General features: G+C 42.7%; 19 protein-coding genes, 1 tRNA gene, 2 pseudogenes and 1 CRISPR repeat array. Of the genes and pseudogenes, 3 read left to right on the forward strand and 19 right to left on the reverse strand.

The features are described from left to right. Nucleotides 1-310: 310 nt before the first annotated feature. From HWQ38_RS15460 to nuoH, 7 genes are all read right to left on the reverse strand, one after another. Complete coding sequence (locus HWQ38_RS15460) at nucleotides 311-1,951, reverse strand: glycosyltransferase family 39 protein (protein WP_292794956.1); 1,641 nt, start codon at nucleotides 1,949-1,951, stop codon at nucleotides 311-313. A 170-nt stretch (nucleotides 1,952-2,121) separates the two neighbouring features. Next, the gene (locus HWQ38_RS15465; RefSeq protein WP_292794921.1) at nucleotides 2,122-2,913 is read right to left on the reverse strand and encodes a GNAT family N-acyltransferase; all 792 of its coding nucleotides are present in this window, start codon (nucleotides 2,911-2,913) and stop codon (nucleotides 2,122-2,124) included. A gap of 359 nt (nucleotides 2,914-3,272) precedes the next feature. Continuing rightward, complete coding sequence (locus HWQ38_RS15470; RefSeq protein ID WP_292794922.1) at nucleotides 3,273-4,193, reverse strand: NAD(+) kinase; 921 nt, start codon at nucleotides 4,191-4,193, stop codon at nucleotides 3,273-3,275. A gap of 6 nt (nucleotides 4,194-4,199) precedes the next feature. Beyond that, nucleotides 4,200-4,505: an NADH-quinone oxidoreductase subunit NuoK gene (nuoK, locus tag HWQ38_RS15475; RefSeq protein WP_006199065.1), complete on the reverse strand. Its 306-nt coding sequence runs from the start codon at nucleotides 4,503-4,505 to the stop codon at nucleotides 4,200-4,202. A gap of 59 nt (nucleotides 4,506-4,564) precedes the next feature. Beyond that, on the reverse strand, nucleotides 4,565-5,179 hold the full coding sequence (locus HWQ38_RS15480) for an NADH-quinone oxidoreductase subunit J (protein WP_292794923.1): 615 nt from the start codon (nucleotides 5,177-5,179) through the stop codon (nucleotides 4,565-4,567). 90 nt (nucleotides 5,180-5,269) lie between these two features. Beyond that, on the reverse strand, nucleotides 5,270-5,854 hold the full coding sequence (gene ndhI, locus HWQ38_RS15485) for an NAD(P)H-quinone oxidoreductase subunit I (protein ID WP_292794924.1): 585 nt from the start codon (nucleotides 5,852-5,854) through the stop codon (nucleotides 5,270-5,272). An 87-nt stretch (nucleotides 5,855-5,941) separates the two neighbouring features. Beyond that, nucleotides 5,942-7,060: an NADH-quinone oxidoreductase subunit NuoH gene (gene nuoH, locus HWQ38_RS15490; RefSeq protein WP_292794926.1), complete on the reverse strand. Its 1,119-nt coding sequence runs from the start codon at nucleotides 7,058-7,060 to the stop codon at nucleotides 5,942-5,944. Between the two features lie 177 nt (nucleotides 7,061-7,237). On the opposite strand from nuoH, the gene HWQ38_RS15495 reads away from it, so the two are divergent. Beyond that, entirely contained in the window at nucleotides 7,238-7,390 is a 153-nt protein-coding gene (locus HWQ38_RS15495; protein ID WP_292794928.1) for a hypothetical protein, read from the forward strand. Nucleotides 7,391-7,427: 37 nt separating this feature from the next. Here the strand turns inward: HWQ38_RS15495 and HWQ38_RS15500 are convergent, their stop codons facing one another. The 10 genes and pseudogenes from HWQ38_RS15500 to HWQ38_RS15545 form a co-directional block, all read right to left on the reverse strand. Continuing rightward, nucleotides 7,428-8,564 (reverse strand): citrate synthase, encoded by a 1,137-nt coding sequence (locus HWQ38_RS15500; RefSeq protein ID WP_292794929.1) that lies wholly within the window; start codon nucleotides 8,562-8,564, stop codon nucleotides 7,428-7,430. 107 nt (nucleotides 8,565-8,671) lie between these two features. Further along, nucleotides 8,672-9,166: a phosphohistidine phosphatase SixA gene (gene sixA / locus HWQ38_RS15505; protein WP_292794958.1), complete on the reverse strand. Its 495-nt coding sequence runs from the start codon at nucleotides 9,164-9,166 to the stop codon at nucleotides 8,672-8,674. A 145-nt stretch (nucleotides 9,167-9,311) separates the two neighbouring features. Continuing rightward, nucleotides 9,312-9,701, reverse strand: a complete 390-nt coding sequence (locus HWQ38_RS15510) for a type II toxin-antitoxin system VapC family toxin (protein WP_292794930.1) — start codon at nucleotides 9,699-9,701, stop codon at nucleotides 9,312-9,314. Continuing rightward, entirely contained in the window at nucleotides 9,694-9,939 is a 246-nt protein-coding gene (locus HWQ38_RS15515; RefSeq protein ID WP_292794932.1) for a hypothetical protein, read from the reverse strand. Before HWQ38_RS15515 ends, HWQ38_RS15510 begins: the two co-directional genes overlap by 8 nt. A 29-nt stretch (nucleotides 9,940-9,968) precedes the next feature. Beyond that, nucleotides 9,969-10,373: a PIN domain-containing protein gene (locus HWQ38_RS15520; protein WP_292794959.1), complete on the reverse strand. Its 405-nt coding sequence runs from the start codon at nucleotides 10,371-10,373 to the stop codon at nucleotides 9,969-9,971. 5 nt (nucleotides 10,374-10,378) lie between these two features. Then, nucleotides 10,379-10,648, reverse strand: coding sequence for a hypothetical protein (locus HWQ38_RS15525; RefSeq protein ID WP_292794934.1), 270 nt, complete (start codon nucleotides 10,646-10,648; stop codon nucleotides 10,379-10,381). 152 nt (nucleotides 10,649-10,800) lie between these two features. Then, nucleotides 10,801-11,052, reverse strand: coding sequence for a UPF0175 family protein (locus tag HWQ38_RS15530; RefSeq protein ID WP_292794936.1), 252 nt, complete (start codon nucleotides 11,050-11,052; stop codon nucleotides 10,801-10,803). A 101-nt stretch (nucleotides 11,053-11,153) separates the two neighbouring features. Beyond that, nucleotides 11,154-11,587 (reverse strand): annotated as a pseudogene (locus HWQ38_RS15535) (DUF29 domain-containing protein). A 243-nt stretch (nucleotides 11,588-11,830) separates the two neighbouring features. Then, on the reverse strand, nucleotides 11,831-13,114 hold the full coding sequence (locus HWQ38_RS15540) for a bifunctional oligoribonuclease/PAP phosphatase NrnA (protein WP_292794938.1): 1,284 nt from the start codon (nucleotides 13,112-13,114) through the stop codon (nucleotides 11,831-11,833). 669 nt (nucleotides 13,115-13,783) lie between these two features. After that, a complete protein-coding gene (locus HWQ38_RS15545) occupies nucleotides 13,784-14,281 on the reverse strand; it encodes an HNH endonuclease (protein ID WP_292794940.1) in 498 nt (165 codons plus the stop codon). A gap of 423 nt (nucleotides 14,282-14,704) precedes the next feature. On the opposite strand from HWQ38_RS15545, the gene alr reads away from it, so the two are divergent. Continuing rightward, on the forward strand, nucleotides 14,705-15,892 hold the full coding sequence (gene alr, locus HWQ38_RS15550; RefSeq protein ID WP_292794942.1) for an alanine racemase: 1,188 nt from the start codon (nucleotides 14,705-14,707) through the stop codon (nucleotides 15,890-15,892). 47 nt (nucleotides 15,893-15,939) lie between these two features. Here the strand turns inward: alr and HWQ38_RS15555 are convergent, their stop codons facing one another. Beyond that, complete coding sequence (locus tag HWQ38_RS15555; RefSeq protein ID WP_292794944.1) at nucleotides 15,940-16,089, reverse strand: histidine kinase; 150 nt, start codon at nucleotides 16,087-16,089, stop codon at nucleotides 15,940-15,942. A gap of 53 nt (nucleotides 16,090-16,142) precedes the next feature. On the opposite strand from HWQ38_RS15555, the gene HWQ38_RS15560 reads away from it, so the two are divergent. Next, a tRNA-Leu gene (locus HWQ38_RS15560) sits at nucleotides 16,143-16,224 on the forward strand. A gap of 217 nt (nucleotides 16,225-16,441) precedes the next feature. Then, a CRISPR array of direct repeats spans nucleotides 16,442-17,109; the repeat unit is 28 nt; unit sequence CTCCCATTGCTGGAAGGGAGTTTGCAAC. A gap of 451 nt (nucleotides 17,110-17,560) precedes the next feature. On the opposite strand, the pseudogene cas12k reads toward HWQ38_RS15560, so the two are convergent. Then, nucleotides 17,561-17,905, reverse strand: a pseudogene (gene cas12k / locus HWQ38_RS15565) (type V CRISPR-associated protein Cas12k); the annotation flags it as partial. Nucleotides 17,906-17,962: the final 57 nt, after the last annotated feature.

A 17,962-nucleotide genomic window follows, 5' to 3' on the forward strand; every position in this document is an offset into this window, starting at 1 on the left:
TTAGTTTCTTTAAAATTCTTAATACTTTTACTTATAATTTTACCTTCTCTGAAAGTTAAATAGTGACCTAACCCCCAACCCCTCTCCCAATATGCTATGCATTACCTGGATCTTTCTTAACAAACAGACAAAATTCTTAAAAGAAGACGAAAACGGTTGATAGGTATAGTTTTAAGGGACTCAAGACTTGCGGCAGAGCCGCAATGAGTTGCATTTCTAGCCTCTGGCTAGAAACGAGGTTTTAAAGGAGTTTTGACTTAAGTTGACACCAATGCTGTGCATCTACATTACCACATTATAAATTGGTAGATTACTTATTATTAGGTGGAATATGACGTTGGCGCAGCTTAGGAGATGTAGCCAATTTCCAGACCGAATAATAGTTGTCACTGCAAACAATATCTGTCTTTAATTTATACTTTTTTTCGATTTTTTCGTGCCAAGTCTCTGAAGGATTGAATAAAAAAACATCAGTAAACCCATCAGGAATTTTGGGAATTTTTTGACTGTTCACCAACAGAAATCGTACTTTTGGTTCCAAAAGATAACTCAGAGAAAAGACATTACCATAATTGTTACCCAAAGCATCACTAATCAAAAGTGGGCGAGTACTTTGATTGATGATTTGAGCAACTTGAGAATTGTCATAACTCATACCCTTATTCCACCAAGTTTCAGCCTGAGAACTCACCTTAGAAGAAATCAGACCACAAATAATCACTAATCCCATGATTATTTGCCAAATGCTCTGGCGTGACATACTCCTATTATATAGTTGCGTAGCTAGTAGGTAAGCAACAGTCACTTGGATTCCTAAATAAGATGGTATTAAATATGGTTCGGTAGATGCTTGTACACCCCCAGCAATTAAACTTGGCAGTATTAGTGGTAGTGCTGGCACTACAATCAATGTGATTAAAAAAAACCAGACTTTATAGTTAGTTGTTCGACAAAGAAAATAAATTGAATATCCTACCAAAGTTAAAAAAACTGGTGTAATTAAATAATTTAGAAGATTGTCTGATCTAAGGTCTATATCAAAAAAAATCCGGCTTAACTGCATCATTAAAAATGGAAATATAGGCATCAAAGATAACTGTGTTGTTGTCTTATCTGCTGAAATTAAAAATTTAAAAAACTCACCCGACACAATTGTTAGCCAAGGCATGAAGGCTAAAAAAGCTATTAGCGATGCTAATAGATAAGTTCTGACAGTTTCAGTCAACTGACATTTGGCAGTGATGATCACATAAATTCCGTGAGCAACTGCTACAAATGCACTCCAAAGAAATGTATAAAGACTGATGGCTAAAGTTACTGCATAAATGCTCCAGATAGCAAATAAATCTGGTTGTTGTCTTCCTTTTACATCTTGTGATTCCAGCCGCATTGCTTGCAGCAGAGATGCACTGGATAGTAATATAGTGACTAACCAGAGGATATATTCTTGTGCTTCTTGGGCGTATACTAGATGAATTGGAGAGATGGCTATGAGTGCGATCGCTACACCTGGAACCGATAATGGCACATTAAATAATTCTCGGCATAGCCAATAAACACAAGGGAAAACCAGCAAACTGATGCAGGCAGATAAACTTCTAATTGCCGTCACCGAATTCCCAAAGATTTGCATCCACAATCTGGCTATTACATAATACAACGGTGGATGCTGAGAATCTTCTTTTGCTAAAGTCATAATTGTGTCATTTAAGCTTTTTTCGGGATTTACACCTTGAAACTGGGCAAAACTTTCTTCACCAATGACACGATTATTAAAAAGTTGCTGTTTTGCTTGATTAATTGTGTAACCAGAAATCCGCAATGAGGTATAAGTTTCATCATGCCAGAAAACTTTGCTATCAAGGTTAAAAAAGCGAAACAATATACCCATCACCAATAAGACAATCATTAAAAATCGCAACCAACTCGGAGCAAATTTGAGATGGCGCATAAGTAGTTTTCCCAATAATTTTTCTAAAATAATCCAGTCAGGCATTGGGCTGGATGAGGTGCGATCGCTAGGAATTATATCTGAGTTTGTTCATCAGACATCGCTAAGGTACTTTGAGTGAGAGTGATCTGATTTGAAAGATTAATAAGTCGTTAGGTTAAAAGAGAGTTTTACAATATTTGGTAATGCCATCTAGGAAAATCTTTGCTATTAGATATAGTTAAAAAATCAATAGTCTGAAACTGTCTATCAATAGCTGGAATACTGCATATTTTAGCTCCAATATTCAAATATGCCTGCAAAACTTTAGGAATTTCAACATTAGATGAATCTGGACAAGTTTGAGGCAGTTCTAGACAAGATTGTGAATTTGGATAAACCAAAATACTTGGATGCATCAAGCCATTCTGCTGAAAATAATCATAAGCACAAGTAGCTTGCCAAGGGGATTGTGTTAGTAATGATGCACAGCCAAAGAAATATTGGTTTTTACTCCAGATAAGATAATTTGCCAGCCCTTCCCAGAGTAGCAAAAGCGCCTGACTATTGCGATATTCTTTAGCTATACATGCACGCCCAACTTCAACTGATGCCTGAAGCACAGAATTAGGAATCGCATTAAGATTAAATATATCGGCAGCATCAAAGCCTAGTCTTTGAGAAGCCATTGTATAGGTTTGCATCCGATAAGTTCCAATTGTTTTACCCGTTTCTTTAGAGATCAGGATTAAATGATGGCAAACCGCATCAAACTTATCTATATCCATCTGGGTAAAGTTAGAAGCAGAAAATCCCAAGCCTAGTTCAAGATTAAAAACTTCAAAGCGCAACCGAAAAACTGATTCTAATTCTTTTTCGGTTGATGCCAGTCGTAGGATATATTTTTCAGTTTGAAGGACGGGAAAATCTTCAATAGTGGGAAGATTCAGTGAGAAATTGATCTTGCGTCCAGAAACTTCCATCTATCTTTATACTTAGATTTGCGAAAATATTCTACTAGGATTTAGGTACTATACAAATAGCTGACATTATGCGTTAATGTGTCGAACGATAAAAGAACCTCTAGAGAGCTTTTTTACTCTCTTGGATTCGGGGTAGAGTGCTTTTATTATGGACATTAATTGCCAAAAAATCTGGCAATAAGATACAAAATTTTTCTTTGATATAGGCTATAAATGCAAGTCAGCAAAGAAAGTCAAAATCAGGGCAGAAAGCCCCAGGATGAATCCAGGGGCTTGGATAATTTTGGTTGTGATGCTTGGCGCGATGCCTAGGTTGGGCTACGCCTACGCAATCTGCGGTAAATGCACTCTAACAGGACTTAATTACGGTGATTATTGCTGTAGTGAACCCTTGTACCTGCCCAAAGCAACTTCTCTCGCAACGTTTGATAGTAAGAATTGTTCTCGCGCAAAATAATAAATTTAGCCCGACAATCTGCCATCCGCACATCAACGCGGTGTCCTGGCCAAATTGAAGTCCCTAAAACCCCATCTGTCCACAGCTTGGTACTCAAATCGTAATCCCCCAAAGGCCAAATACTGACCACAGAACCAGGGGGTAAAACCAGGGGACGACTAGAAAGGCTCATTGCACAAATCGGAGTGATGGTAATCGCTTCCATACCATCATGCATAATTGGCCCATTGGCGGAAACGGTGTAACCAGTGGAACCTGTGGGAGTAGCAATGATTAACCCATCCCCAACGTATTGATCGACCACCTCACCGTCGATTTCCATTTCCAGAATTGAAGTAATCATCCGGTCAGCAGAGGCGGGTTTGACACAAAATTCATTCAAAGCCAGGTAACGCTCACTCACTGGTTCCAAATTAGATCCATGACCCTCATACACCGCAGCTTGTAACATCATCCGCCGTTGGATAGCATAGCGATCCTCAAACAGCCGATCCCAAACCTTCTCCGTATCCTGAAACTCTTCCACCGACTCAGTTAAAAACCCCAGATGACCTCCCACATTCACTCCCAGAATTGGGATGCCAGCTGGGGCTAAATGTCTGGCACTAGTTAAAACAGTACCATCGCCACCGAGTACCAAAGCGAGATCGATTGGTTGAGCCGCCGAAGCCAAAAAGACTGGATAGGGGTTGTCTTTCGGCCCGCTAGGCCCCATCAACACTTGGCACTGGCGACTTTCTAATTGTTTCGCACAGATTTCTGCCCATTCTTTACTCCGGGCATCCCGCGCTTTATAAGCAATGATTACCTGCTTGAGTTGCACGCACAATTACCACTTCAGGAGATTAAACTGCTCCATATCGACGGTATCGCGGTTGCGATAAATAGCCAGCACGATCGCTAAACCTACCGCCGCCTCGGCCGCCGCCACGGTGATCACAAATACTGTGAAAACCTGACCCTTTATTAATGTTGAGTCGAGGAAGTTGGAAAATGCCATTAAATTCAGATTAACAGCATTGAGCAATAACTCAATTGACATTAGCACCCGCACAGCGTTGCGGCTGGTAATTAAACCGTAAATGCCGATGCAAAATAAAGCTGCTGCTAGTAATAAAAAGTACTGGAGTTGCATGAATCTGGGTATTCCTCGTCAAAAAATCTGGCTTTTATCTGCAAATGAAGTCGCAAATCTTACTCTTTTGTTTCGCTGGTTGTTGATACCAGTTCTCTGGGACGTTCTTGCAAAGTCAAAACAGTTTGCCGCAGATCGGATGGCGTTAGCTGGTCTGGTAAATACTCACGACGTGCCAAAATAATTGCTCCTACCATCGCTATCAGCAGCAAAATGGAAGCCAGTTCAAAAGGCAGTAAAAAGTCAGTGAAGAAATGTTCTCCAATCAAAACTATAGAACTTTCACCACCCACCACAGGAGCAGTTGAGTAAGCCCAAGGAGTAGCCAGCACCATCGTACTTAAAAGACCAAACAATCCTACACTGACTATAGCTGTTAGTACTTTCCGCACCCAAGAGTTAGGAAATGGTACAAAATCCTGCCGTTTGTTCACCAACATAATGGCAAACAAAATCAATACGTTAATCGCCCCAACATAAATTAGTATTTGTGCAGCTGCAACAAAATCAGCATTTAGCAACAGGTAGATTCCCGCTATGCTGATGAACACGCCCCCCAGCATAAAGGCAGAATAGACGATGCTAGAGAACAGCACTACGCCAATGGCCGCCCCAATCATCATCACGCCCAGTATGCCAAGTGATACTAACTGTACTCCTTCCGCTAGATTCACTGTTTTTTGTCCTTAGTCATTGGTCATTGGTCATTGGTCATTGGTCATTGGTCATTGGTTATTAGTCAAATAACAAAAGACAAATGACATTTATTTTTCTGTTTGTTCTACTAGGTCTTCTGGACGCGCACCTGCACGCGGCGCATCTGCGGGCAGTCCATGTGGTTCGAGAACGCCCTTGGGTAGATAAACTAGTTCGCGCAGTGGTGTAACCATTGGGTCATCTGTTACCTTATAGGGCAGACGACCGAGGGCTACACTGTCATAGTTCAATTCATGGCGATCGTAAGTGGCAAGCTCATATTCTTCTGTCATCGATAGACAGTTAGTAGGGCAAAATTCCACACAGTTACCGCAAAAGATACAAACTCCAAAGTCAATGCTGTAGTGGTTGAGTTTTTTCTTTTTGCTGGCTTTGTCGTATTCCCAATCTACTACAGGCAGGTTAATCGGACAAACGCGAACACAAACTTCGCAGGCGATACACTTATCAAATTCAAAGTGAATTCTACCGCGAAACCGTTCGCCAAGAATCAGTTTCTCGTAAGGGTACTGTACGGTAATCGGACGCCGCCGCATGTGATCGAAGGTAACAGAAAGCCCCTGACCAATGTAACGCGCAGCTTGTACCGTTTCTTTGGCGTAATCACCAACTTGTTTCAGGAACTTTAGCATTTTGTGTCTCTCTCTTTGGGATTTTGGATTTTGGATTTTGAATTTTAGATTTTAGATTTTGGATTGAATCTAAAATCTAAAATTGGCTTACCCGCCAAAGGCGAAGGGAAAGGCTAGTTTCAGGGCGGCGGTTAATAGGAGGTTAACCAAACCAACTGGCAACAAAAACTTCCATCCTAAATCTAAGAGTTGGTCAATCCGTACCCGTGGCACTGTCCAGCGCAACAGGATGGCGACAAATACTAGTAAATAGGCTTTGAACACGGTCATAATGATACCCAAAGCCGCAGTTACTATCTGGAACACGGGATTTGCTTCACTGACTCCCAGCCAACCCGCGATCAGGTTGAGGGGAAGGGGAAAGTCCCAACCGCCCAGGTAGAGGATTGCTACTAATAAAGAAGAAAGGATCAAGTTAACGTAGGAACCCAGGTAGAAAAGACCGAATTTCATCCCTGAGTATTCAGTTTGATAGCCTGCTACCAGTTCTTCTTCCGCTTCGGGTAAGTCAAAAGGTAATCGTTCACATTCAGCTAGGGCGGCTATCCAAAAGATCAGGAAACCGATTGGTTGTCGCCAAATGTTCCAGCCCAGGATGCCGTAGCCAGACTGTTGATTGACAATATCAACGGTGCTGAGGCTATTAGACATCATAGCGATCGCTAACACCGCCAGCGCCAAAGGAATTTCATAGCTAATAGATTGTGCTGCTGCCCGCAACCCCCCTAAGAGGGAGTATTTGTTATTAGATGCGTAGCCAGCCATCAGCAAGCCAATGGGCTGAATGCTTGACAAGGCAATCCACAAGAATACGCCCATGCCGACATTGCTAATTACGATATTCTGCCCAAAGGGAACGATCAGGAACGACAGAAATACCGGAATTACAACAATAATTGGCCCGAGGGTAAACAGCCAAGGGTCAGATTTGGCTGGTACTATATCTTCTTTAAATACCAGCTTCAAACCATCCGCTACAGGTACCAGCAAGCCAAAAGGCCCCTGGTATTCTGGCCCAATTCGCTGCTGTGCGGCGGCGGAAATTTTCCGTTCTAGCCAAGTAGCAACTAATACCCCCACTGTTGCCCCAATCAGCATCAGGATCATTGGCAGGGGCATCCAAATCGCTTTGGCTGTTCCTGCTGGTATACCTAAATCCTTGAGGGATTCAATAAAAGTTCCTTGGAGGTCAATTCCTGAATTCATGTTTCCGCTCTTTAAGACATCGAGTCATGGTGAGTTACAACTATTAGTTGAATTACAGCTATTTTCAGGTAAATAGACCACGCGGTAGGGGCACAGCAATGCTGTGCCCCTACGACAGATGTGGTTCAAATACATGATTTCTGCTGTAATACCTGTAAATTCACCCATTTATAATTTTTGCTGCGATCGCGCCTGATTGAAGATTTGTTGCCAGTTCCCATGCCTAGTATATCCTTGGATGGTTTTAGCACCCTGAAGCGAGATGAGAACTTCTACTTATGGTTGGCATTGAGATTGGCTATTGAGGAGACGCGGGGACAAGGGGAGTAACCATGCCCAATGCCCAACGCCCAATGCCCAATGTGAGTTAGCGTTCGTCAATGGGGGTATAAGTAACTTCGTGCAGACCGTTATAAACCTGGGTAGGACGGAAAATGCGGTTTTCTGCTAGTTGTTCTTTCCAGTGGGCTAACCAACCGGCAACCCGGGCGATCGCAAATATTGGCGTAAACAAGTCTGTGGGAATCCCCATCTTCCTATACACCAAACCAGAGTAAAAGTCAATATTGGGATAAATCCCTTTGCTACCGAGTTTTTCCTCTACGACTCGTTCCATCTCTTGAGCAATGTCATAGAATTTGTCATGCCCAAACTTTTCAAACAGCTGTTCTGCTAGACCTTGTAAAATTGTGGCTCGTGGGTCTTTCACTTTGTAAACACGATGTCCAAAACCCATAATCTTGGCTTTGCGTTGCAGACAATCCTCTATGTAGGGACGGACATTTTCCACACAGCCAATTTTTTCCAACATCTGAATTACTTCTTCATTCGCTCCACCATGCAGGGGACCTCCCAAGGTTCCTACGGCACTAGCAACCACAGCATAAGGATCAGTCAAGGTGGAAGCTGTCACCCTAGCACTGAAGGTAGAAGCATTCATTGTATGCTCGACTTGAAGTATCAAGCAGATATCAAAAACTCGCGCCATCAGAGGATCGGGTTCTTTTTCATCGAGCATGTATAGAAAGTTGGCGGAATAGTCTAAGTCATCACGGGGACGTACCGGGTCATTGCCTTTTCGCATCAGTTGGAACGCCGCCACCATCGTGGGAATGGTTGCTATCAGGCGCACCACCGAATCTCGAATGTAGACAGGATTATGTAAATCGCGGAGCGAATAAAACAAGCCTAAAGCAGCAGCAGAGGCTTGCAAGGCATCCATTGGGTGACCGCTTTCTGGAAAGCATTTCATCATGTCCCGAATGCGGTATTTTATTCGCCTGTGGTAACGAACTTCATGCTCAAATGCTTTCAGTTCTTCCTTGGTTGGAAGTTCGCCCCAGATTAAGAGATAAGCAGTTTCCAAGAATGTACTTTTTTCTGCTAGTTCTTCAATCCGAATGCCACGATATTCTAGTATTCCCTTTTGCCCATCAACATAGCTGATACTTGATTGGGCGGCGGGAATGCCTTCTAAACCAGGCTTGTATTCGCACACCATCATGGCAACACCATTCGCTTTTTGAAATATCTGATCAAGCTAACTTACCAGAAATTATTGTCACCATAACAGTAGCCATTCTAACAACAATTGGAAATGTTGAAAAACTGTTATAGCAGGTACTTGGGAGGTGTCAACCAAAACATCTGACTACGACCCAGAGGAGAACCTGTTTCTGGTAGTTTTATCCCAATCATACCTGCTTTTTTCAAGACTAAGCTGGCTTTGACTTCCCCCCATAGGAGAATTTCTGCCCAATTGGTAAAACCAGGTTCATGTCCAACCAGCGCCAGTTGGCTATTTTGGGAATAATTTCTTGGCTCTAACCAGTCTTTGAGCCAACTAGAAATTTCACCATCGGGGGCGAGGTGGCTAGATTCCTCTAACTGGGAGCTTAGTTTTTCTGCTATGAGGATTTCAGCCGTTTGGCGGGACCGCACTAAGGGACTGGTGAGAATCAAATCAAAGTTTAAACCTAATTTAACAAGTTTCTGGGCAACTTTCTCAGTTTTTTGCCGTCCTTCTTTGGTAAGGCTGCGTTCCTCATCCTTGATGCCTAATCCCTTGTCTTCGGCGATGCCATGACGAATTAAATATAGTTCCATACTTTTAGTTTTATTAGCGTAGTGGGGCGTAGCCCGTGCTGAGTTAGGAGTTACGCCTGGTGTGAATTCGCCTATCCTAATCTTAATCATTATTACGTATTTGTTGATCTGCCATCTCTCCGGTACAGTGCAGTGTTAGGTGTTCTTATGGATATGGCAATAGGTTTAAACCTTGAATAAATCTGTAATCCCGTTGGTTTTTTGTGATAAACGGGTAATTCGACACTATTGCTGTAGCTGCAATGAGACTATCAGGAATAAGCAAACCATGACTGAGCCGATAATAGCCCAATAAATCAACTGCTTTGTCTGATACAGCCTGATCAATCTTAATAATGGAAAACTGCTTGAGGAAATTTTCTAGTGTTTGTAATTCTACTTTGTTACGACAACCAACCATTAGTTCCATTTGTGTGATTATGCTAATTGCCAAGCCAGAACTCACCTTCAGATTTTGCAAACAGGTTACTGCTTCGATAACACCGCGAGCTACATCAATTAGAATATCGGTATCAACGATGGTTGAGTTAGTCATGTGACTTTGACCACTCATTTTCTCGAACACTACGCACCCAAGTAGTGCTATCAGCTAAATCTTGGCGATCGCTCCACATCCCAAAAAAGCTATCATTTATCAAGTCAAAATCTGGCGACTCAGAGGCTGGTTTAACTACTGCATATCTTTGTCGCAAAAAAGCAATAAGGTCGATTACTTGACGCTGTGCTTCCGCAGGAAGGGATAAAAACTCATTAAACAATTCTTGCTGTGTCATTTTTATACCTCTTAGAAAAATAAACTCACTCAAATTAGCGTTGTCATAAACTCATCTGGCAGCATTGCCGGAACTAAAGAAGCGACAAAATCGGGTGTGTTTCGCGTCACAATTATTTCTAAACCTGCCGTAAGCGCCGCAGCACTCGTTACCGCATCCTCAAAATCTGCGATTGGACTATTCAGAGCTTGCCGAATGACTTCATCTGTCACACTGGCAACTTGAAGGTGCTGCAATAATCTCGCTAATAGTTCACGCGCTACTTCATTACTAACTTGACGACGCAAGATATAGAAAATATTGGTTACTGCATGACCTGAAACATAACCTTGTACTTGATTCTGCATTACTGTATTTAATGCTCTTGCTGAAGCTGTGACGAACGGTTGACGCTGTGCCAAAATATCAAGCAATACATCGCTGTCAAATAACACTCGCTTCAACTGTATTTTTCCTCTAAATAATCAATATAAGTTTCTGCCGGATTTTCATGTTCTAGCTGGATTACACCTATTAAACTCTGAGTCCAGTGGTCAAGGTCGGTTAAAGGTTCTAAGATTGGATTGAGAGGAATAGACGATAAGGTTTCTTGTTGAATTGATGCCAGAACAGACTGAACTAGATGCCAACGTTCTCTAATGGGTAATTGCAGCACTTGTTTTTGTAGTTCTGACAATGTTAAAAATTTCGATAACTCTTGCTGTGTCATGGTTAACCCTTTTAAAGAGCAGAACTGATAGCCCCTGTGCTATCTCAGAAGCCACACCAGCCGGAATAATCACTTGACTATACAAATTAGATAACAAATTAAATAATTTAAGCTGGTAGAGATATTGCACTGCTGAAGTATCAACAATCACGTCAGGCACGAGCTAAATCCTCAATCAGTTCAGCCTCCGTGAGTTTGAAGGTGCTGATGTCATATTTTGCTAGTTGTGAAAGGAATAAAACTTTGGGAATACCTGCTAAGTTAGCTGCTGCTCCTGAAGAGAGTTTGCCAAGTTCGTATAACTTCATAGCAGCAGCGAGAAGAACTTCACTTTGTAGCTGTTCTGGTTTTACATTCAGAGCTAATACAGTTTCTTCTGGAATAGTCAAAGTGAGTTGGTACATGATAATATATGCGCTGCTTTGTTTAGGATTATAATAACGCGGTCATAGAACCAAACACTTTGACTCCAGCATAGCCGATCGCTCACAGGATAAAATTACGGTTATTCGTCGGGGTTAGGATAAAAGTCTAAGTCTAAAATCTCATCCACAGAAAACGGAAAAGCGATCGCCAAGTCATCCTCTAATAAACCAGTCTCCACTATTGCCTCTCGCCGCGATCGCTGATAAGTAATATTAATCCACTCGGCATTATTTAAAAAACGGCGCAAGCTGGGGCTTTCTTGCAGTAATTCATCCAAATTCAGTCGCTCACGGGTAATAATCATTTGCCAACTAACGCGCTTTGCAAGGCACGCTGTTGACTCTTACCCAAGTCCACCACTTCCTCAATTAAGTGTTCTAAATCCAGCGTGTCCCAGTGGTGCGTAGGCGTAGCCCGTCGTAGACATCGCAAAAGCTCTGCTGTTTGCTCTACCCAAGCATAAAAATCTTGCTCATACAGAGTTTCTAGTATTTGCAGTTCTATAGACTTCATGGCGCTCCTTCTTCGCAAATAAAATAGGTACGCGCAAGTTAATTTTATTTGTGGCTACATACTGAACATTAGGCACGAACTACATCCTCAATCAGTTCAGCCTCTGTTATTAAGATCAAGATTCCCGACTTTTTAGAAAAATCGGGAAATATGTTTATCACGATATAACTTACGGATGCTATCTGACCAAACGCTTTGACTGCTGCATGAGTTAGGAGTTCTTCTCATCTCCTTGATCTCCCACTATTCTGACTGAATCGGATGATCTCTAGGATTAACCAACCTCAGGAGTTTTTGCTTAATTTGAGCATCGAATACTTCCCATTTCATTTTCGCATAGGCGGAATTTTCGTTGCTGCCAGATAAGAAACCCATCGGAATTTCAAAGCCCCCTGCACTTGTCCTTCCACCGCCGAAAAAGCGCCCTGTGCTATCTTGCCCAAATGCTTCTTTGATGAATTCATCAGGATCAAGGGTAAGTTTGCTGGTTCTCAGCGAGCCAATGACTATTTCTAATTCTTCGTCTTCATCGTGAACAATGCCATAAACTACGGCGGTGTGAACGTTTTCTTCGGTGACGAGAAAATCAGCCGCTTGGGGGATGGCATCACGGTCATCGTAGCGTAGGTAACCAACACCAGCAATGGAAAAGTTATTTTGGACGATGCGGTTTTTGAGCGATCGCTCGATCACATCCATTACCCGCTTGGAACGATTCGCCTGTAAAATGGCGTTCAGCAATTGGGCATCATAAAATCGGCTTAAATACGCAGCTGCCATAAAGTCTTCTTCTTGCGCTTGCATTAGCCGATTTGTATCCGATCGCAAGCCATGCATCAAGGCAGTAGCGCATTTGACGTGTTGATTTATGCTGGTATCTAACGCCAGTAATCCCGTTTGCAGGTATTGAGTAAAAATTGTTGCCGTAGCTCTTACATAAGGGCGGACATCCTCAAACTCTGAGTGGAGATCACCTTGTATACTGTGATGGTCGATTAGGACTACTAGGGGAATTTTAGCCTGCTGCACCACCGATAGTAGCTGTGAAGTGGTTCCCTGGTTATCAATTAGTACAAAACCTTGATAAGATGACAAATCTTTGCTTTTTAAGGTTTGCTGCGTGCAGCGTTGGATAGGTAAATTAGTCAGCCTCACCAAGGCAATATTTTCTTGGTGGCTCAATGCGCCAGCATAAATGATTTCACATTTGATATCATATTGCTGGGCAATTAACTGGTAAGCCCAGGCACAGGAAAGGGCATCAGGATCAGGAAAATCTTGCAGAATTACCAGTTGGCGATCGTGTCGGTGCGCCAGAAGGGTTTTTTGCAGTTCTTCTGACTTTTGTTGTGCCAGAGAATTACCACGGTGATTGAGATATATTGCTCCTTCACCTACCAATGGCGGTAATGACGGACTCTTAAATGCAACTTCCACTGGCGTTTTCTCGATTTCAGGTTCCTCTGGGTTTGGCTCTGTGGTCAATGACAAACTCTCAAAGTGAGTAAGGGGAGAATTCAAGTACATAGGGAACTTTTTTAAAGTGTAAGGCTCCTTTAATTCAGAAATACTACGTTCAGCAATTCACTGAATTTAGCCACATTATTATGATCTTCGCAAAAATATCAGGACATTGCACTATACATCTGAGTATATTTTCTGTCAGTAACACCGCTCAACAGCAACTAAATTCGACTAGAGGGCGTAGAAGTCCTGCAAACAAGGAAGTTTACTATATTGGCTGTATCTGACAGCATAAAACTCTTTTAGGAACTTTTTTTGTCTTGCGTAAATTCAATCAACAGGATTTTTATCTGACTTAGGGCATACTTTTTATCTTATACTTTAGGCTTAGTCCTTGATATTTGAAATATTTTTATGCTCAATACTCTCATTATTGTGGATTATTGAGCAATTAACAATTATTTTTGATGAACAACGCGTGTTTTCTATCCCCTGGCAAAATTCTGATAATTCTGAGTAGTGTTGGCTGCTGTCTTTCTTGCCTGGATTTATGCAGACTACTGTGTTGGTTTCTGCCGACAAATGTGCATCAGAGTGCCTAGACAAATTCTAGCTAACAGACAATTTGTGAAAGCAAATATATTCAACACAGCTTGAGCCATACTCTGAAAGTAAGCACGAACGCCAACCTGTGACTATTCCTTTATGCTTTTTGGATTAGGTTAGATCATGTCAAAGACCTATAACATACTTTTGCCACTCTGTATGCAGTCCACTCTTAAGATGTTTGCTGACCTCGAAATAGAGGCTGCTATAAGGTTGGCGAGGGGGATGACGCAAAGGCATATGAGCTTCGTGGGGAGTTCGACTGCCTTTTTTGACATTGCAACGGACACAAGCTGTCACAATATTCTCCCAGGTATCGCCGCCGCCGCGCGATCGCGGTATTACATGGTCTAGGGTCAACTCATCCCCTGTGTAACCACAGTATTGACAGGCATGACCGTCACGGTGCAATATATTTCGGCGAGTCAGAGGAATTTCTTTATAAGGAACACGTACATAATGACGCAACCGGATCACGGTCGGCAACGGGAAATCCGCATAAAGAAATTTACCGTTGTGTTCCACGCGTTCTGCTTTGCCCTTGATTAACAGAACCGCAGCGCGACGCCAGCTCGTTATATTGAGAGGTTCGTAAGAGGCGTTTAAGACTAAAACTTTCCCCATTTATCTGCGCTCAGGGTATGAGTTTTACAATATGTTAACACAAATACACCCTGCTAGGGAGATGATAATAAATTATACTTTCGGGAGAATTCGCAAATTAAGTTATGAGTTGAGAGTTAGGAGTGAGGAGTTAGGAGATGAAAAGGATTTGCCCTCATCCCCCAACCCCAGATTTGGGATTCGGGGAGCCAGAATTTCAAAGTCCCTCTCCCAGATATGGGAGAGGGATTTAGGGTGAGGGCGAAAACTACGCTTATAAACTTAGATGAGTTTTAACTCTTAACTTTTACTTTAGTAACTCAACATCTTGTATCAATTCCAATATGAAGGCTAAACTTCCTATTTAATCTGATATCGCTTAAATGAGCGTGTATAGATAGATAATTTGGAAGTTTAGCCGTGATCGGATAGGAGTCAGTACAAATGTTGAGTCACAAACAAACCCCAAGTTTTGCTGATAGTCAGGAGTGTGATACCTACGCTTGGTTTTCCCAACGCGCCTGGGTAGAAATTGATTTAGGGGCGTTGTCGTACAATGTCCAGCAATTGATACAGTTTTTATCGCCGCGTACCCAGTTGATGGCAGTAGTAAAAGCTGATGCCTATGGACATGGAGCGGTAACAGTTGCCCAAACTGTAATCCAATCGGGAGCTAGTTGGCTGGGAGTCGCTACAGTTCCAGAAGCGATTCAATTGCGAGAAGGCGGGATTCAAGCGCCCATTGTGATTTTAGGGGCAACTCATACAGCAGAGCAGATTCAGGCGATCGCACATTGGAAACTTCAGCCCACACTCTGTAGTCCTAAACAAGCTTTGGTATTTTCCGACACTTTAGAATCGATGAATTACGGTTCTCCAGTGCCCGTACACATTAAATTAGATACAGGAATGTCCAGGTTGGGGACTAATTGGCAGCAAGCTGGAGAATTTGTGCAATTAGTGCAACGATTACCACATCTTGAGATAGCTAGTATTTATTCTCATTTGGCAACAGCAGATAGTTATGATACCACGACAATGGAACAACAGCATAAAAGATTTGAGGACGCGATCGCCCAAATCAAAGCAATGGGAATTCAACCGCCCTGCTTGCACTTGGCAAACTCAGCAGCTGCACTCACAGATCCGGCATTGCATTACGACATTGTGCGAGTAGGTTTAGCAGTTTACGGACTCTACCCAGCAACCCATTTACAAAATGCGATCGACCTCAAGCCCGTGTTGCAACTTAAAGCACGAGTCACCCAAGTTAAAACAATTGCCCCAGGAACGGGTGTCAGCTACGGCCATCAATTTATTGCCCCACGTGAACTTCGCCTCGCCGTCGTCGGAATTGGCTATGCTGACGGTGTTCCTCGCAGTCTTTCCAACAAAATGCAGGCATTAATTCGCGGTCAGAGGATGCCCCAAATTGGGACAATTACAATGGATCAGTTGATGCTGGATGTGAGTGCCATACCCAATATCCAAGAAGGAGAAGTAGTCACCTTGCTAGGGGAACAGGGAAAAGAACAAATTTCAGCAGACGATTGGGCAGAACAACTAAACACTATTTCCTGGGAAATTCTTTGCGGTTTCAAGCATCGTCTGCCTCGTGTTGCAGTCATGTAATTGGGCATGGGGCATGGGGCATTGGGCACTTGTACTGAGCGTTGTCGTTAGTGCAGCCTCTCGTAGAGAAGTGTTGGGCATTGGGCATTGGGCACTTGTACTGAGCGTTGTCGTTGGTGCAGCCTCTCGTAGAGAAGTATTGGGCATGGGTTATTCTCCTTGTCTCCCTTGTCTCCCTCATCCCCCTCATCCCCCACTCCCTACTCCCCCTTCCCATAAATAATTACTTATGATATGATAGTAAACTGATGCGGATATGGCGAAATTGGCAGACGCGCTAGATTTAGGTTCTAGTTCCGAAAGGAGTGAAGGTTCAAGTCCTTTTATCCGCACTTTTAATAAATTCAATTGCCTTATCTAGGTAGATACTGATATGTACAGTGACTAATTATTTGTCGTCGATGACAAATTGTTGTCGTTGAGCCAGATTAGTTGTCGTTGTGACAAATTAGATGTCGCTTGTTTAGTGGTGACAAATTAATGTCGCTAAGATAACACACTCTGTAATTATCATACAGAATAATTAAAACAAGCGGATAAAAGGACTTGCTTTCAACCCATCCCTAACTTTAATAATTACTGAAACCCGAAACTAATCTCACTTTCAAATATCTTTCAACCCTCCCATTGCTGGAAGGGAGTTTGCAACTTTAACGGCATCAATGACTCGAAGTACGTCCTGCTCTCTTTCAACCCTCCCATTGCTGGAAGGGAGTTTGCAACTTATCCGCTCTCTTCCCGGTTCGCATCTTATTCTCCTTTCAACCCTCCCATTGCTGGAAGGGAGTTTGCAACCTCAGGGCAATGCTCATGGCTGGAAGTAGCATTGAGCTCCCATTGCTGGAAGGGAGTTTGCAACCCAACGACAAGAACTTTGTCAGTAAGCTCATTAAAGCATTGAGCTCCCATTGCTGGAAGGGAGTTTGCAACACAAGTCGGACTCTCTTTGTACGCACTTTGCAGTACACGCATTGAGCTCCCATTGCTGGAAGGGAGTTTGCAACTTTTTGATTAATCAAACCGCTATTCATATCCCCCCGCATTGAGCTCCCATTGCTGGAAGGGAGTTTGCAACCTCACATTCATTATTATTATTCATATATCAAATACGCATTGAGCTCCCATTGCTGGAAGGGAGTTTGCAACTTTAATTCTCTCTTGCAAGGTACGTCAAACGATACGCATTGAGCTCCCATTGCTGGAAGGGAGTTTGCAACAGATGCCATCTCAAACCCTTGTACAAAGAAGTTTTGAGAGGCAGTTTCCGCGAACCTCATCAATCATGCTCCCAGAATGAAGTTTTACAGTAACCTAAAAAGAAAATTTATGACTAAATTCCTTGTAGGATAAGGGTTTCAGGCTTGGCGCGAACCAGGAGCGGAATTTTGACCTCTCTTTGGTGCGTCAAATCAAGAATTGGGGAGGGTTCCCCCTTGAGCGGGGGTGGTTTAGTAGCCACTACAGCAGTACATCTGCGCCCTTATTGCTGGGAGCGCACCTATCCTGTCCGAAGACAGCAGCATCAGGGTGAGCAGCTACTAGGGTCAGAAAGCAAGGCTGTATTGCTACAGTCAAACTAACCCTTATTTAACACAGTTCAGAGGCTGCAAGCAGCATGAACTGCGGCGCTATTGATTATTTTATTGTCAAGGTTCAGATATTTATTTGTCAACTTCGTCTAGCTAGGCGGAGATGGTAAGCAGAAAGTGCTAATTCTTTTGCTTTTTCATTGGGACTGCCGCGAATAGGTTGTTTTCCCTCTTCAATCATGATTCCTGCCTGAGCAGCTTTACTTTGAATGCTTTGAATTAATCTGCCATAGCTCCAGGAATGGACGTTCACTCGATACTGTTTGGCATATTTTTGCTGGATTTCTACGGAGCCAGGACATTTTGCTTCGGCTAAGGCTTGAATTTCACTTTGGATAATCTCCCGTATATCCCCTAGCTTTGGTAAAACAATGCTCCCAGCTTTATAAGTTTCTGCGATCGCTACAATTTCTTTAGCTAGTAAGCTAATCGGCATTTAAATTGCAACATAGTCACTATTACCCTTGTTTTTTATTTTTCG

The organism is Nostoc sp. NMS7, assembly GCF_017115085.1.
Classification (GTDB): domain Bacteria; phylum Cyanobacteriota; class Cyanobacteriia; order Cyanobacteriales; family Nostocaceae; genus Nostoc.

What these genes read in the sequence shown, in the direction of transcription:
- HWQ38_RS15515 (WP_292794932.1), bottom strand. Translation starts at nt 9,939, where the DNA reads ATGACACAGCAAGAATTGTTTAATGAGTTTTTATCCCTTCCTGCGGAA.
- HWQ38_RS15500 (WP_292794929.1), bottom strand. Translation starts at nt 8,564, where the DNA reads ATGATGGTGTGCGAATACAAGCCTGGTTTAGAAGGCATTCCCGCCGCC.
- sixA (WP_292794958.1), bottom strand. Translation starts at nt 9,166, where the DNA reads ATGGAACTATATTTAATTCGTCATGGCATCGCCGAAGACAAGGGATTA.
- HWQ38_RS15530 (WP_292794936.1), bottom strand. Translation starts at nt 11,052, where the DNA reads ATGTACCAACTCACTTTGACTATTCCAGAAGAAACTGTATTAGCTCTG.
- HWQ38_RS15465 (WP_292794921.1), bottom strand. Translation starts at nt 2,913, where the DNA reads ATGGAAGTTTCTGGACGCAAGATCAATTTCTCACTGAATCTTCCCACT.
- nuoH (WP_292794926.1), bottom strand. Translation starts at nt 7,060, where the DNA reads ATGAATTCAGGAATTGACCTCCAAGGAACTTTTATTGAATCCCTCAAG.
- HWQ38_RS15510 (WP_292794930.1), bottom strand. Translation starts at nt 9,701, where the DNA reads ATGACTAACTCAACCATCGTTGATACCGATATTCTAATTGATGTAGCT.
- ndhI (WP_292794924.1), bottom strand. Translation starts at nt 5,854, where the DNA reads ATGCTAAAGTTCCTGAAACAAGTTGGTGATTACGCCAAAGAAACGGTA.
- HWQ38_RS15540 (WP_292794938.1), bottom strand. Translation starts at nt 13,114, where the DNA reads ATGTACTTGAATTCTCCCCTTACTCACTTTGAGAGTTTGTCATTGACC.
- alr (WP_292794942.1), top strand. Translation starts at nt 14,705, where the DNA reads ATGTTGAGTCACAAACAAACCCCAAGTTTTGCTGATAGTCAGGAGTGT.
- nuoK (WP_006199065.1), bottom strand. Translation starts at nt 4,505, where the DNA reads ATGCAACTCCAGTACTTTTTATTACTAGCAGCAGCTTTATTTTGCATC.
- HWQ38_RS15460 (WP_292794956.1), bottom strand. Translation starts at nt 1,951, where the DNA reads ATGCGCCATCTCAAATTTGCTCCGAGTTGGTTGCGATTTTTAATGATT.
- HWQ38_RS15545 (WP_292794940.1), bottom strand. Translation starts at nt 14,281, where the DNA reads ATGGGGAAAGTTTTAGTCTTAAACGCCTCTTACGAACCTCTCAATATA.
- HWQ38_RS15525 (WP_292794934.1), bottom strand. Translation starts at nt 10,648, where the DNA reads ATGACACAGCAAGAGTTATCGAAATTTTTAACATTGTCAGAACTACAA.